The organism is Rhodococcus sp. 15-2388-1-1a (assembly GCF_002259145.1).
Classification (GTDB): domain Bacteria; phylum Actinomycetota; class Actinomycetes; order Mycobacteriales; family Mycobacteriaceae; genus Rhodococcoides.
On record NZ_NPFP01000008.1, the window covers coordinates 445,865 to 459,793 of the forward strand.

General features: G+C 66.2%; 12 protein-coding genes. 5 read left to right on the top strand and 7 right to left on the bottom strand.

From position 1 onward, the window contains the following. Positions 1–28: 28 nt before the first annotated feature. Positions 29–1,009, bottom strand: coding sequence for a UDP-glucose 4-epimerase GalE (galE, locus tag CH302_RS06620; RefSeq protein WP_037189482.1), 981 nt, complete (start codon positions 1,007–1,009; stop codon positions 29–31). A 46-nt stretch (positions 1,010–1,055) separates the two neighbouring features. Continuing rightward, positions 1,056–1,742 (bottom strand): metal-dependent transcriptional regulator, encoded by a 687-nt coding sequence (locus CH302_RS06625; RefSeq protein ID WP_037189481.1) that lies wholly within the window; start codon positions 1,740–1,742, stop codon positions 1,056–1,058. A gap of 185 nt (positions 1,743–1,927) precedes the next feature. On the opposite strand from CH302_RS06625, the gene CH302_RS06630 reads away from it, so the two are divergent. After that, positions 1,928–3,196, top strand: coding sequence for an acetoin utilization protein AcuC (locus tag CH302_RS06630; RefSeq protein WP_052047503.1), 1,269 nt, complete (start codon positions 1,928–1,930; stop codon positions 3,194–3,196). A gap of 64 nt (positions 3,197–3,260) precedes the next feature. Continuing rightward, positions 3,261–5,918, top strand: coding sequence for a bifunctional acetate--CoA ligase family protein/GNAT family N-acetyltransferase (locus tag CH302_RS06635; protein WP_094634565.1), 2,658 nt, complete (start codon positions 3,261–3,263; stop codon positions 5,916–5,918). Between the two features lie 134 nt (positions 5,919–6,052). On the opposite strand, the gene CH302_RS06640 is transcribed toward CH302_RS06635, so the two are convergent. The 3 genes from CH302_RS06640 to CH302_RS06650 form a co-directional block, all read right to left on the bottom strand. After that, positions 6,053–7,024 carry a sigma-70 family RNA polymerase sigma factor gene (locus CH302_RS06640; protein ID WP_032377730.1) on the bottom strand — a complete coding sequence of 324 codons (972 nt, stop codon included), beginning with the start codon at positions 7,022–7,024 and terminating at the stop codon, positions 6,053–6,055. Positions 7,025–7,202: 178 nt separating this feature from the next. Further along, positions 7,203–8,696, bottom strand: coding sequence for a N5-glutamine methyltransferase family protein (locus CH302_RS06645; RefSeq protein ID WP_037189479.1), 1,494 nt, complete (start codon positions 8,694–8,696; stop codon positions 7,203–7,205). A 33-nt stretch (positions 8,697–8,729) separates the two neighbouring features. After that, positions 8,730–9,098 carry a DUF3099 domain-containing protein gene (locus CH302_RS06650; RefSeq protein WP_032397916.1) on the bottom strand — a complete coding sequence of 123 codons (369 nt, stop codon included), beginning with the start codon at positions 9,096–9,098 and terminating at the stop codon, positions 8,730–8,732. Positions 9,099–9,191: 93 nt separating this feature from the next. On the opposite strand from CH302_RS06650, the gene CH302_RS06655 reads away from it, so the two are divergent. Next, complete coding sequence (locus CH302_RS06655; RefSeq protein ID WP_037189478.1) at positions 9,192–9,428, top strand: DUF3039 domain-containing protein; 237 nt, start codon at positions 9,192–9,194, stop codon at positions 9,426–9,428. Here the strand turns inward: CH302_RS06655 and CH302_RS06660 are convergent. Then, positions 9,401–10,513: a YihY/virulence factor BrkB family protein gene (locus CH302_RS06660; RefSeq protein ID WP_052047502.1), complete on the bottom strand. Its 1,113-nt coding sequence runs from the start codon at positions 10,511–10,513 to the stop codon at positions 9,401–9,403. The two genes, CH302_RS06655 and CH302_RS06660, sit on opposite strands and share 28 nt — an antisense overlap. Before the next feature lie 190 nt (positions 10,514–10,703). Here CH302_RS06660 and CH302_RS06665 point away from each other — a divergent pair, with 190 nt between their 5' ends. Further along, positions 10,704–12,443: a DEAD/DEAH box helicase gene (locus CH302_RS06665; protein ID WP_037189477.1), complete on the top strand. Its 1,740-nt coding sequence runs from the start codon at positions 10,704–10,706 to the stop codon at positions 12,441–12,443. 113 nt (positions 12,444–12,556) lie between these two features. Here the strand turns inward: CH302_RS06665 and CH302_RS06670 are convergent, their stop codons facing one another. Further along, positions 12,557–12,751, bottom strand: coding sequence for a DUF7455 domain-containing protein (locus CH302_RS06670; protein WP_027496884.1), 195 nt, complete (start codon positions 12,749–12,751; stop codon positions 12,557–12,559). Between the two features lie 233 nt (positions 12,752–12,984). Here CH302_RS06670 and CH302_RS06675 point away from each other — a divergent pair, with 233 nt between their 5' ends. After that, a complete protein-coding gene (locus CH302_RS06675; RefSeq protein WP_037189476.1) occupies positions 12,985–13,914 on the top strand; it encodes an EamA family transporter in 930 nt (309 codons plus the stop codon). Positions 13,915–13,929: the final 15 nt, after the last annotated feature.

Sequence of the window (13,929 nt, forward strand, 5' to 3'; positions counted from 1 at the left end):
GGCAATGATGATCGGCCGCCGACGTGGGTCAGCGCGCTGCGTGCGACCGATCGCCGAGGTGCTGGAGGAATGCCCACGCGTCGGCCACGATCCGATCGAGATCGGTCAGCTTCGGCGACCACTTCAGTTCCTCCATTGCTCGCGCGCTGGAGGCGATCAGGACGGCCGGATCCCCGGCGCGACGGGGTGCGTGTTCGACGGCGATGGGCAGGCCGGTGACGCGCTCGCAGGACGAAATGACCTCGTGGACGGAGAATCCGGTGCCGCTGCCGAGGTTGTAGATGGTGTGCTCGCCCGGTTGTGCCGCGTCGACGGCGAGGATGTGTGCCTCGGCGAGGTCGGCGACGTGGATGTAGTCGCGCACAGCCGTACCGTCCGGAGTAGGCCAGTCGGTACCGAACACCGAGATCTTCTCGCGCTGTCCGAGAGCGACCTGAAGCACGAGCGGAATCAGGTGGGTCTCGACGACGCGATTCTCGCCGAAACCGTTGTAGGCACCGGCGACGTTGAAGTACCGGAGGCTGGTGGCGGCAAGGCCGTAGGCGGCGGCGTACGACGTGATCGCATGATCGATCGCGAGTTTGGTGGCGCCGTAGGGATTGGTGGGGCGGGTGGGCGCGTCCTCGGTGATGGGAGTCTTCTCCGGCTCGCCGTACGTGGCGGCGGTCGAGGAGAACACCAGCTTCGCGGTGCCGGATGCTCGGATGGCATCGAGCAACGCCAGCGAGGTGACGACGTTTCCGCTCCAGTACTTGTCCGGCGAGACCACCGACTCGCCCACGAGAGATTGCGCTGCGAAGTGCAGGACGGCGTCGAAGCCGCCGCCGATCAGCACGTCCGCGGCTACGTCCTTGATGTCACCTTCGACGAAGGTGGCACCACCGGGCACGGCGTCCCGGTTACCGGTGGACAGGTTGTCCACGACGACGACCTCGTGACCACGCTCGACGAGCACGGCCGCGCAGACGCTGCCGACGTATCCCGCACCACCGGTAACCAGAAGCTTCACTGTTCGTTCTCCCTCACACGCGTCCAACGCCGTCGTCGGTGTGAGGTCAGACCTTCTTCACCTGGACGGCGTGCGCCATTTCCTCGGATATGTCGACACCGCTGTGTCCTGGCACCGTGATCGTGACCGATCCGGGCTTGGCCTCGACTGTAACCCGAGCATCGGGGACCACGCCCGCTTCGCGAAGCTGCGCGATGACCTCGGGGTCGGACTGAACGTGCTCGGCGAGGCGTCGCACGACCACCGCAGTCGGCTGGCCCACAGGCACATCGGTGAGGCGGATGAGAGCCTCCGGTGCCAGAGTCGACCGGCCGAGACCGAGTTCCTCCAAACCGGGGATCGGGTTGCCGTACGGCGAGGTGGTCGGGTTGTTCAGCACGGTGACCAGACGCCGCTCGACTTCCTCGCTCATCACGTGTTCCCAGCGGCATGCTTCGGCGTGCACGTCTTCCCAACGCAGACCGATGATGTCCACGAGCAGACGCTCGGCCAGGCGGTGCTTGCGCATGACCGCAACCGCCAGGCTTCGGCCCTTCTCTGTCAGCTCCAGGTGTCGGTCGCCCGCGACGGACAACAGCCCGTCGCGCTCCATCCGAGCAACGGTCTGGCTGACGGTGGGACCACTTTGTTCCAGTCGTTCGGCGATTCGCGCGCGGAGCGGAATCACGCCCTCTTCTTCCAAATCGTAGATCGTCCGGAGGTACATCTCCGTGGTGTCGACCAGATCCTTCACACTCAACCCCTTCGTCGGGTTCGATCCTACCGTCAGCGCCCCGAAATAGGCGCTGCACCCAGACGCAGCGGGCGCGGCGCACCACAACGGTGGACGTCGTTTGCCATGGCTTCTCACAAGGGGACTCTCGGGACAACACCGGAACCCGGCAACACCATCCCGCCCGACAACGTAGTTTTGTCCCTATGTCTGATCAGGCGACACGCGCCGCCGCGTCCATCCCGAACCGCCCCGAGGACATCGTCGTGTGGAGCGCGGACTACCTCGGCTACCGGTGGAGCGACGACCACCCGATGAACCCGACTCGACTCGATCTGACGATGGCGCTCGCCACCGACATCGGCCTGCTCGAGGGCATCGAATTGGTCGAGCCTGCCGCTGCACCGGATTCCGAGCTCCTCCGGTTTCACACCAGCGCCTACATCGAGGCAGTCAAACAGGCACCGTCCCAGGGCCCGGCCCTGCGCGATCCCGACGCCGTCGTCCACGGACTCGGTTCCGACGACAACCCGGTGTTTCCGCAGATGCACGAGGCGAGCGCCATGCTCGCCGGTGGCTCGCTGGCCGCCGCTCGCGAAATCGCGTCGGGTCGTGCCCGACGGGCAGTGAGCATCGGTGGCGGCATGCACCACGCGATGGCCGACTGGGCTTCGGGCTTCTGCGTCTACAACGACGCCGCGATCGCCATCTCGTGGTTGCTGGACAACGGGTTCGACCGTATCGCCTACATCGACGTCGACGCTCACCACGGTGACGGCGTTCAAGCGGCCTTTCTCGGTGACCCGAGAGTGCTCACCGTCTCGTTGCACCAACATCCGGCAACGCTGTGGCCGAACACCGGATGGTCGACCGAGGTGGGAACCGAACGCGGTGAGGGAACCTCCATCAACGTTCCGCTGCTTCCCGGCACCGCAGATCGATTGTGGTTGCGCGCGTTCCACGCGATCGTGCCCGGCGCGATCGGCGCGTTCAGGCCGCAGATCATCGTCAGCCAATGCGGTGTCGACAGCCACCGCGAAGATCCTCTCGCGGATCTGGCGCTGACCGTCGACGGTCAGAACGCTGCGTTCCTGGCCATGCGTGATCTGGCGGACCAACATTCCGAAGGTCGGTGGTTGGCCGTCGGCGGTGGCGGGTACGGCTTGGTGCGCGTCGTTCCACGGTCGTGGACGCACCTCATCGCTGCCGCTCTCGGTCGCGACATCGACCCGATGTCGGCGCTGCCGGACACGTGGCGCGAGCGAGTAAGGACCATGGCGCCGAGTGTCGACCTGCCGCAGACCATGGGTGACGGGGGAGACGTCGACTATCCCGCCTGGGACGGACCCGGAGGATCTCTCGCCGGGACCGACGGCACCGACAGGGCGCTCGAACGCGTCGACTCGGCGATCATCGCCACCCGTCGAGCAGTGTTTCCACTGCTCGGACTCGATCCGGAGGACCCGCGTGACTGATCCGACCGACAGCCCCTCGGCCGAAGAGCCGGCCGTCGCGGCGTCGGACCCGACCGACAAGGACCTGGCCCGAGAGCGAGCCGAGACATCCTTTCCGCGGCACTGGGTTGCCGACGTCCTGACCTCCGACGGCGGTGTGGTGCACCTACGCCCCATCGTCCCGTCGGACTCCGAGCGCATCGTCGCGTTCCACGGCAGGCTGTCCGAGCGGACGAGATACCTGCGATATTTCGGTCCCTACCCCACGATGCCCCAGCGCGACGTGCTCAATTTCACCACGGTCGACCACCACGACCGGGTGGCGTTCGTTGCGGTGCTCGGTGACGACATCATCGCGGTCGGCCGATACGAACGACTGCCCGAGGGGGACGGCAACTCAGCCGAGGTGGCCTTCGTCGTCGCCGACGCGCACCAGGGCCGCGGTCTGGGGCCGATCCTGCTCGAACACCTTGCGGGAGCGGCCGCCGAGAACGGGGTGAACATGTTCGTCGCCGAGGTGCTCGCCGAGAACCGGAACATGGTCACCGTCTTCCGTGAAGCGGGGTATCAGGTCAGCAGGTCCTTCGAGGGTGGTGTGCTGCGACTGGAGTTCGCCATCGACCCGAGCGAAGCTCTGCTGTCGGTACGCAATTCGCGTGAGCGTGCCGCCGAGGCCCGCAGTGTGCGCAACGTGCTCAGCCCACGATCGGTGGCCGTGATCGGTGCATCGACGGACAGCTCGAAGGTGGGCAACGCGGTTCTCGCGAATTTGCTGGCCGGCAACTTCACCGGCCCGGTCTATCCCGTCAACGCCGACCATCGTTCCGTCCGCGGGGTCCGCGCCTACGCCACGGTGCACGACATCCCGGATCCGGTCGATCTGGCGATCGCCGCGGTACCGGCCGATGCGATCGACGCGGTACTCGACGACTGCCTCGACAAGGGCGTCAAAGCGCTGCTGGTGGTGTCGGGTGGGTTCGGCGAGACCGGACCCGCGGGGCAGGAGAGCGAGCGCAGGCTGGTGCTCGCCGCGCGGGCACACGGTATGCGGCTGATCGGGCCCAATGCGCTCGGTGTGGCGAACACCGATCCCGAGTTCGGCCTGAACGCCACGCTGGCTCCGCATCTGCCCACTCCGGGCAACGTCGGGTTCTTCTGTCAGTCCGGTGCCCTCGGCATCGCCATTCTGGACGAGGCCGCCAACCGTAGGCTCGGGCTGTCGACGTTCGTCTCGGCCGGTAACCGCGCCGACGTGTCCGGAAACGACCTACTGCAGTACTGGGATTCGGACCCGGCCACCGAGGTCATTCTGCTGTACCTCGAGAGCTTCGGTAATCCCAGGAAGTTCACCAGGATCGCCCGACGGGTGGCGCGCACCAAGCCCATCATCGCGGTCAAGAGCGGCCGTGGGGCCGTGCCGCCCGCACACGCGATCGGTGCCGACATCGACGACTCGATCGTGCGCGCACTGTTCGCGCAGGCCGGGGTCATCCAGGTCGACACCATCTCCGAACTGTTCGACTGCGCCGTCCTGTTCGGAAATCAGCCTCTTCCGGTCGGCCCGAGGGTTGCCGTGGTGGGAAATTCGACGGCTCTGGGTGTGCTGGCAGTGGACGCGGCGCGAGCCAAGGGCCTGCATGCGAGCAATCCGACCGATGTCGGCCCGCAGGCGGGACCCGAGGAATTCGCCGCAGCCGTGTCGTCGGCGCTGGCCGCGTCCGACATCGACGCCGTCATCGTCGTGTTCGTGCCACCGGTCGCGGTCGAGGTCGAACCGTTCGCGGCCGCGCTCGGCAACGCCGTCCGTGGATCCGACAAGCCCGTACTGTCGACGTTCCTCGCTACCGAGGGCATTCCGGACGTCTTGGCGGTCCGCGGACCGGGGGGACATCCCGTCCGTGGTTCGGTGCCGTCGTACTCGAGTCCGGAGCGTGCCGTTGCGGCACTCGCCGCGGCGTGGCGTTACTCGTCGTGGCGTTCGCGGCCGGTGTCGAATCTCGTCCGTCCCAAGAGCATCGACTCCGACCGTGCCAAGCAGTTGGTCGAGGGATGGCGTTCGACCGGCAGTCACGGACGGTGGCTGTCGGACTTCGAGACCGCAGAATTGCTGGGCTGCTACGGCCTCGACGTGGTGGCCTTTCGGACCGTGACCGACGAGGACGAGGCCGTCGCCGCAGCAGACGAACTGGGCTATCCGGTGGCGGTGAAGGCGACCGGCGAACGGTGGCGGCACCGGCCGGATCTCGGCGGAGTACGCCTGGACATGGCCGACGCGTCCGCGGTGCGGGTGGCGTATCGGAATCTGGCGGCGGACTCGGGCGAGCCGCTACTGCACGTACAACGCATGGCGGTCAAGGGAATCGGCTGCGTCGTACGCGTGCAGGACGATCCGTCGTTCGGATCGCTCATCTCGTTCGGTCTGGCCGGGGTGATCTCGGACTTGTTGGGCGATCGTGCCTACCGGGTGCTGCCGCTGACCGAGGACGAGGCCGCGCAGCTGATCGACGCGCCGAAGGCGGCTCCGCTGCTGTCCGGGTATCGCAACGCAGTGCCCGTCAACAAGAATGCCCTGATCGACCTGGTTCAGCGGATTTCCGCACTGGCAGAAGACATCGCGGACATTCGCGAGATCTCGTGCGAGCCGGTTCTGGCGTCCGCCCACGGAGCACAGATCACCGATGCGCGGGTGCGCATCGGGCCCGAACCGACCAAGGCCGACCTGGGTCCACGGCGCTTGCGCTGAGCCCGCATCGGACCGGATGCAGAAATGCGGCAGCCGAGTCGACGTCCCGAGGGGGAGAGAACGTCGGCTCGGCTACCGCGTGAGGTGGCGCGAACAGGGATGGTCACTGCTGCTCCACCGGTCGGTGGCTGTACTCAGCTGGCGTAGGACCGCAGCTTCTCGGCGCGGTCGCCCTGCCGAAGCTTGACCATCACCTCGCGCTCGATCTGACGAACACGCTCGCGGGAGAGCCCGAAGAGCTTGCCGATCTGATCGAGGGTGCGGGGCTGTCCGTCGTCCAAGCCGTAGCGGAGACGGATGACCTGCTGCTCCCGCTCGTCGAGAGTGCCGAGGACGACGCGGACGTCGCTGTGCAGCAGACCGGCGATGACGGCATTCTCGGCGGACGTCGCCTCGGAATCCTCGATGAAGTCTCCGAGAGGTGCTTCCTCGTCGCTGCCCACCGGCATGTCCAGGCTGACCGGGTCGCGGCTGTGGTCGAGCAGATCGGCGATCTTCTCCACCGCGATACCCGATTCGCTCGACAGCTCCTCGTCCGTGGCCTCGCGGCCGAGTTGCTGATGCAACTCACGCTTGATCCGAGCCAGCTTGTTGACCTGTTCGACCAGGTGGACGGGCAGCCGGATCGTGCGGCTCTGATCTGCCATACCGCGGGTGATGGCCTGACGAATCCACCACGTCGCGTAGGTCGAGAACTTGAAGCCCTTGGCGTAGTCGAACTTCTCCATCGCGCGGATGAGCCCGAGGTTGCCCTCCTGGATCAGATCGAGCAGGGGCATCCCGCGACCGGTGTAGCGCTTGGCGAGAGAGACGACCAGGCGAAGGTTCGCTTCGAGCAGGTGGCTGCGCGCCGCACTGCCGTCGCGAACGATGATGGCGAGATTGCGCTTCTTGACCGCACTCAGCCGCTTCGTGTTCTCGAGAACCTGCTTCGCGTAGAGACCAGCCTCGATTCTCTTGGCCAGATCGACCTCTTCGGCAGCCGTCAGCAACGCGGTGCGGCCGATGCCGTTGAGGTACACGCGAACGAGATCGGCTGCTGGGCTCTGGGCGTCCAGATCGGCATCGGTGGGCCGTGGACGAATCGTGGTGCTGGGGCTGGTCATGACTTGCCTCCTGGTCGGTGGTGTCTCACAGGGTTCAACGCTCGGGAGACTCCGATAAGTTCCCACGCCGATCCTGGAGATACCCGCGTGACCAGCGATTACGTCATGTTCGTCCTGAGAAGTTGCTGAGAAGTGAAGCCGCCGGGAACGGTCGCTCTCGTGGGGCGATGTCGGGGACTCATCGGGCCGGCAGAACCAAGCCGTGCCGGACGAGACCCTGCATCATCGTCACCGCATGCATTGCCAGTTCCTCGGCGTCCTCGTCGTGCGCTGCAGCGAGCAACTCCACCAGTTCACCGACCGGCAGGCCATCGGGTCGGAGCCCGGCGAGCAGAGCCGCACCGAGTTCGTCGACGTCGTGCTGCCACTGCGGGCCGTTCCCGCGATGAACTCGTACCGCCACCGGAGCCCAGCCCTCGTCGCCGGGTAGGTAGACGCGTTCGAGTGCGGTGTTCGGGTCGAGAGTGAGCATCGAGTCGAGGATGTCGTGCTCCCGCAGCCAGTCGAGCCGCTCGAAGTACCCAATCGATTCGTTGCCCAGGGGGTCGGAGAAGCCGTGTGTGAGCTCCTCGGCGAGAAGATCGGTCGGCGCATCCGTTCTGCGGAGATAGACGAACCCGAAGCCGATTCCCTCCACGTCTGCGGCGGCGAAGTGGTCGAGCCAGGACTGTGCCACCGCGGCCGCGTCGGGATCGCGGGGATCGAGTCCGCCGTCGCGCATCCATGTGCCCACGTAGAGAGCGGGATCGGCCACGTCACGCTCGACGACCCAGGCGTCGACTCCGTGCGCGGGAAGCCACGACGCCACCCGCGCGCGCCAGTCCTGACCGCGGACGTGCACCCACGACGCCAGGATGGCAGCGGTGCCGCCGAGCGTCAGGTGGTCCGGGGCCCCGCCGATCATCAGAGCGCTCGCTCCATCGAGATCGAGCCCGGAATCGCGGTAGGAGTGCACCACTTCGGCGCGGCCGACGACGAACGGCGGGTTCGCGACGATGCGATCGAATCGACGCCCGGCAACCGGCTCGAACCACGAACCGTGCAGCAACTCGACGTCGAGGCCGTTGAGCGCCATCGTCGCCGCCGCGAGGTCCATCGATCGCGGACTGATGTCGGTAGCGGTCACCTGCGCCGCGTAGCCGCAGGCGTGGACGGCCTGGACACCGCAGCCGGTACCGACGTCGAGAACGCTGGTCACCGGGGACGTGGGTGTTCCGCGCAACAGCGACAACGAGGCCTGCCCGACGCCGAGCACGTGGTCGGGAGCAGTCTCGGCGGCGCGCATGCTGCCGTCCGGATCCGAGACGATCCACCGGGTTCCGTGCCCGGCGTCGAGCGGTCGAATGTCGAGCAGCGTCCGTACTGTCGATCCCGACCGGGTGAGAATCCCGGCTGCGACGGCGTCGGCCACCGACAGGGGCGCGATGGCGTCGGCGACATCGGATTCGGGGCAGTCGTCGACGAGGAGGAACAGGCGTACCAGTACGCCCAGCGCACCCCCGTCCCTACTGGCGTTGCGTACCGGCACCGGCTCGCTGCGACCCAGGGCAGCGTGGGCGTCGTCGCCGAGCAGTGTCAGTACACCGTCGGCGTCGTACCCCGCCCGCTCGAAGGCATCACGAAGAGCGAAGCAGGCGACGACGAGCGGGGACGTGGAATCGGGTGCAGTCACGACGCAAGTGTCGCATCGGCGACATCCACAGGGTCAGTCGTCGCCCGGTTCGATCACCCGGTGGTTGCTCGATTCCAGCTGCGGCCTGTCCACGGTTCGGTAGTCGTATCGACTCATCTCGTCCTTGGTACGGGGCGGCCGATCGTTGGCGATCAGCACCGCCATCCATGGCAGTGGGATGGACGCTCCGACTATCGCCATGGAGATCCACGGATTCATCCACATTCCGTACGCGATGGCAGCCAACACCAACGCCGGGATGCGGAACGACATGATGAACATGTATTTGCGGACGCGAGCTTTGTGCTGCTCCTCGACCGACTGTTGCGCCTCGGTGATCAGGACGGGCCCATCCGGCGAGTCGCTGTACGCGCTTCCGTCGAACCCTGGGGTTCTCGTCATACCTCCACTGTGGCACTACTGCTCACAGAATGCATACGACGAGCTGTGGAACCGGTTACCCCTCGCTGTGGATGTTCGGATTAATCTGTGTTCATGAGCACTCAGACGAAGGACCGTCCCGAAATTGCACCGGACGAAACCACCGAGGACGACCGGCCGAAGTTCTTCCACTACGTGAAGAAGAACAAGATCGCCGAGAGCGCGGTGATGGGTACGCACGTCGTCGCACTGTGCGGCGAGGTGTTTCCGGTCACCAAGTCCGCGAAGCCCGGATCACCGGTGTGCCCGGACTGCAAGAAGGTCTACGAGGGCCTGAAGAAAGGCGACTGACCGCCGTCTCCCTGGTGTCGGTCGGGGGTCGGTTCCGGGTGATCCGAACGGGCTCGGTCGCCGGACAGTTTGATCGGCCCCGTGGCGAGCCGCCGGGCAACAGCGGTCACCGGCCCCGACGGCTTGTCGTCGGTGGCGGCCTGCGCCGCGATCCACTCCCGCATCTGGTCCAGTCGTGTGGCCCGAGCGGGCGAGAACTCCTGGATCGTCGCGTTGAACTCGGCACCGAGAACGATGGCGAAGCCGAGAAAGAACGTGAACAGCAGAAACGCGATCGGCGTCGCCAGCGCGCCGTAGGTGTACCCGGTGCTCGTCACCCAACCGAGGTACCGGCGCAGCACCGCGCTCGCGATCATGAAGAACACCCCGGCCAGCAGAGCTCCACCGAGCAAGCGATGCCACGGCAGCGAGGTGTGCAAGGCCACCTTGTACAACGTGGTCAAACCGACGATCAGCAACAGCCCGACGGCCGGGTAGTAGAAGAAGTCGACGACTTCGCTGCCGACGGTGATCCACGAATCCGGCAGAATCTGCTGGACGTACACCGGGCCGAGTGCGACGAGCGGAAGCACGAAGACGGCGATCACCAGGAAACCCACGTAGAGCAGCAGCGCGAAGAACCTCTGCCAGACGGGATGTCGAGCGTCGGCCTGCCCGTGCGCTTCGACGATGGAGTCGACGAACGTCGAGATCGCAGACGACCCGGCCCACAACGAGAGCAGAAAGCCCACGGACACGATCTCGCCGCTACCCTGGGCGAGTACGTCCTTGACCGTCGGAGCGATGATCTGGTCCACGACGCTGCCGCTGAACAGGGTGTTGCTGAAGGTGATGATCTTGGACTCGATGATCTCGACGGTGTTGGGACCGAACCAACCGCCGACGAGTCCCAGACTGCCCAGCACACCGAGCAGCAGTGGTGGCAGCGACAGCGTCTGCCAGAACGCGGCGGTTGCTGCCTTGCTGAAGATCGAGTCGTCCCACGCTTTGCTCAGAGTGCGCAGAGTCACTTTCCACACCGCGTGTAGCGGCCTTCTCGCCGACAACCGTTCCGGTGGTGGAGTTCCGCCTGCAGACTCGCTCATGGTTCCTCCAGCATTCCTGACGAAAGGCGACTTCGCCTAACAGCCGACTCGCCGTGTCGCATCCGACTCACCCCAGCGATGCGGGATCGGTCGGTGCGGAGCGATAGGCTCCTCCGCGGACACTGCAGGGCTACCGAGAGCGCGAGGAATTTACATCGATGCCAGGAACCGGCGGCCAGTGAGCGCTGACATGTTCGATCCGACACCACCATCCACCGAGCAGACCCCCGCTCCCGCGAGCGGGGGAGCACCGCTGCGCGCATGGCAGCGACGGGCGCTGACGAAGTACCTCGTCGCCTCGCCCAAGGACTTCCTCGCGGTCGCGACGCCCGGCGCAGGCAAGACGACCTTCGCGCTGCGGGTGGCTGCAGAACTGCTCGCCCATCGGACTGTCGATCAGGTCACCGTCGTCGCACCCACCGAACACCTCAAGCACCAGTGGGCGGAGTCGGCGGCCAGGGTCGGCATCGCGTTGGACTCGCGCTTCTCGAACTCGACCGGTCAGACCTCGAGCGACTATCACGGCGTGGTCGTGACGTATGCGCAGATCGCCTCGCACCCGTTCAAGCATCGGGTGCGCACCGAATCGCGCAAGACCCTCGTGATTCTCGACGAGATTCACCACGGCGGCGACGCGAAGAGCTGGGGTGAGGGAATTCGCGAGGCGTTCGGAGACGCCACCCGACGTCTCGCACTGACCGGTACGCCGTTCCGCAGCGACGACAGTCCCATTCCGTTCGTCAACTACGAACCGGATCAGGACGGGTTGATGCGGTCCAAGGCCGATCACGCGTACGGCTACTCCGACGCTCTTGCGGACGGCGTCGTCCGTCCGGTCGTGTTCCTCGCGTATTCCGGTGAAGCGCGCTGGCGAGACAGTGCCGGTGAGGAGTACACGGCTCGGCTGGGTGAGCCGCTCAGTGCCGAACAGACCGCGCGGGCATGGCGCACCGCACTGGATCCGCAGGGTGACTGGATGCCCGCAGTGCTGCTGGCCGCCAACACGCGGCTCGCTCAGCTGCGTGCAGGCGGCATGCCCGATGCCGGCGGTCTGGTGATCGCAACCGATCAGACGGTGGCTCGGGCCTACGCGAAGTTGATCGAGGTGATCACGGGGGAGACGCCGGCGATCGTGCTGTCGGACGACCCCACGTCCTCGGCTCGGATCGCCGAGTTCGGCAAGAGCGATCAGCGTTGGATGGTTGCCGTTCGCATGGTGTCCGAGGGCGTCGACGTTCCGCGTCTGGCCGTCGGGGTCTACGCGACGAGTGCGTCGACCCCGCTGTACTTCGCGCAGGCCATCGGCCGCTTCGTGCGGTCCCGGCGCAAGGGTGAGACGGCGAGCGTCTTCCTGCCGTCGGTACCGGTGCTGTTGGATCTGGCGTCGCAGCTCGAGGCGCAGCGCGACCACATCCTCGGCAAGCCGCACCGGGAGAAGGACGGCTTCGACGACGAGTTGTTGGCCGACGCCAACAAGCAGAAGGACGAACTGGGCGAGGAAGAGAAGGCGTACACCTCGCTGGGTGCGGATGCAGAACTGGACCAGGTGATCTACGACGGTTCCTCGTTCGGTACCGCGACGTTCTCGGGCAGCGACGAGGAAGCCGACTATCTCGGTCTGCCCGGCTTGCTCGACGCGACGCAGATGCGCGACCTGCTCCGCCAACGCCAGCAGGAGCAGATCGACAAACCGCCTGCAGGCCCGGCGGTTCCGGCACCTGCAGTCGTCAACGACAGGGCCACCAGTGCGGGCCAGCTGGCCGGCCTGAGGCGTGAACTGAACAGTTTGGTCGCGGTGTACCACCACCGCACCGGGAAGCCGCACGGGGTGATTCACGGCGATCTGCGACGTATCTGCGGTGGCCCACCGACGGCGATGGCCTCGGCCGATCAGTTGGGTGAGCGAATCGCGCAGTTGCGCAAGATGTAGAACTCTCCGGGTGGATCCGGGCACGAAAAAGACGGACGGTCAGGTGACCGTCCGTCTTCTTCGTGTTGTTCGTCGATCGCGGCGAACCTGTTTCCCCCGACCCGAAAGGTGGGCTACACCGTGGAGTCCGATTCGGTCATCACCGTTGCGTTCACTTCACGCAAACGGGCTTCGTGCTCGGTGGCGTGGTGACCGCAGAAGAGAAGTTCTCCACCGGTCGAGAGCACGACACGCGCGCGAGCCCCTGCACCGCACCGGTCGCACCGGTCCGCTGCTGTCAATTGTGGGCTGGTCAATGTTCCGGGCATGACTCCTCCGTACTGGCTTGCGGGTTGTCCCGTTCGCCTGGGGCCGGTCCGCCGCGTCGGTATGGCGCGGTTCGTTCACTCTGTCAGACGTATGGCGGTCACGCGTTGTTCCCGAGCGCGTTTCTTTGTGTTGTCACTAACACGAAACATGCCTCACGAGCTGGAACGTCGTGAAATCTGTTCGCTGAGAGCAGACACGGTTCGCCGTGAGTCGCGGCAGTAGGGTTCCCTGTGTGGCTTCGACTTCTACTTCGCTCTCCGGCGCATCGAAGCTGGGTATTCCGTCGTTGTTCGTGATCGGCGCGGTGTGCATGTACGTCGGTGCGGCGATCGGTGTGTTCTTGTTCGACACCGTCGATCCGGCCGCGGTGGCGTGGCTGCGCGGGTTCGGTGCGGCGCTGGTGTTGGTGCTCTGGCGACGGCCGTGGCGGCACCGCGCCGGTGCGGGCGGCGCGTGGACCGTGCGACGGGTGATCACGGCTGCCGCGTTCGGCGGTGCGACGATCGGTATGAACGCGATGTTCTACGAGGCGATCGCCAGGCTGCCACTCGGCGCGGCGGTGGCCATCGAGTTTCTCGGGCCGATCGCGGTCGCTGCTGCCGGGTCCAGAAAGCCTGCCGATGTGTGCGCGCTGCTCCTGGTGGTGGCCGGCGTCGGTGCCATCGCTTCCGCGCAGTTCGAGGGCGGCGAGGTGGGCCTCGTAGGAATCGCATTCGCGCTGGGCTCGGCGGCCTTGTGGGCCGCCTACATCGTCCTGGGTAAGTCCGTTGCCGACGCAGGCCAGGGGCTCGACGACATGGCTGCCGGGTTCGCAATCGCGTCCGTTCTACTGGCCGTTCCGCTGTTCGGACCGTTCGCGGCCGCGCACTCGGATGCATTGGGAGACTGGCGGATCTGGGTTCTCGGATTGGGCGTCGGGCTGTTGTCGAGTGTGGTTCCCTACGTTCTCGATCAGTACGTCCTGGTGCGAGTGGGCCGGGCCCGCTTCGCGTTGCTGCTGGCTCTGCTCCCGGCGACGGCGACGGTGGTCGGTGCCGTGGTGCTGACCCAGATTCCGACGGCCCTCGAGGCTCTCGGAATCGTGGCCGTCATCGCGGCCGTGGTGGTCGGCGGCCTGCCGGCGCGAAGAGATCGCGGCGTTGCCGACATTCCACCGCCCTGACGCGCACTCGACACT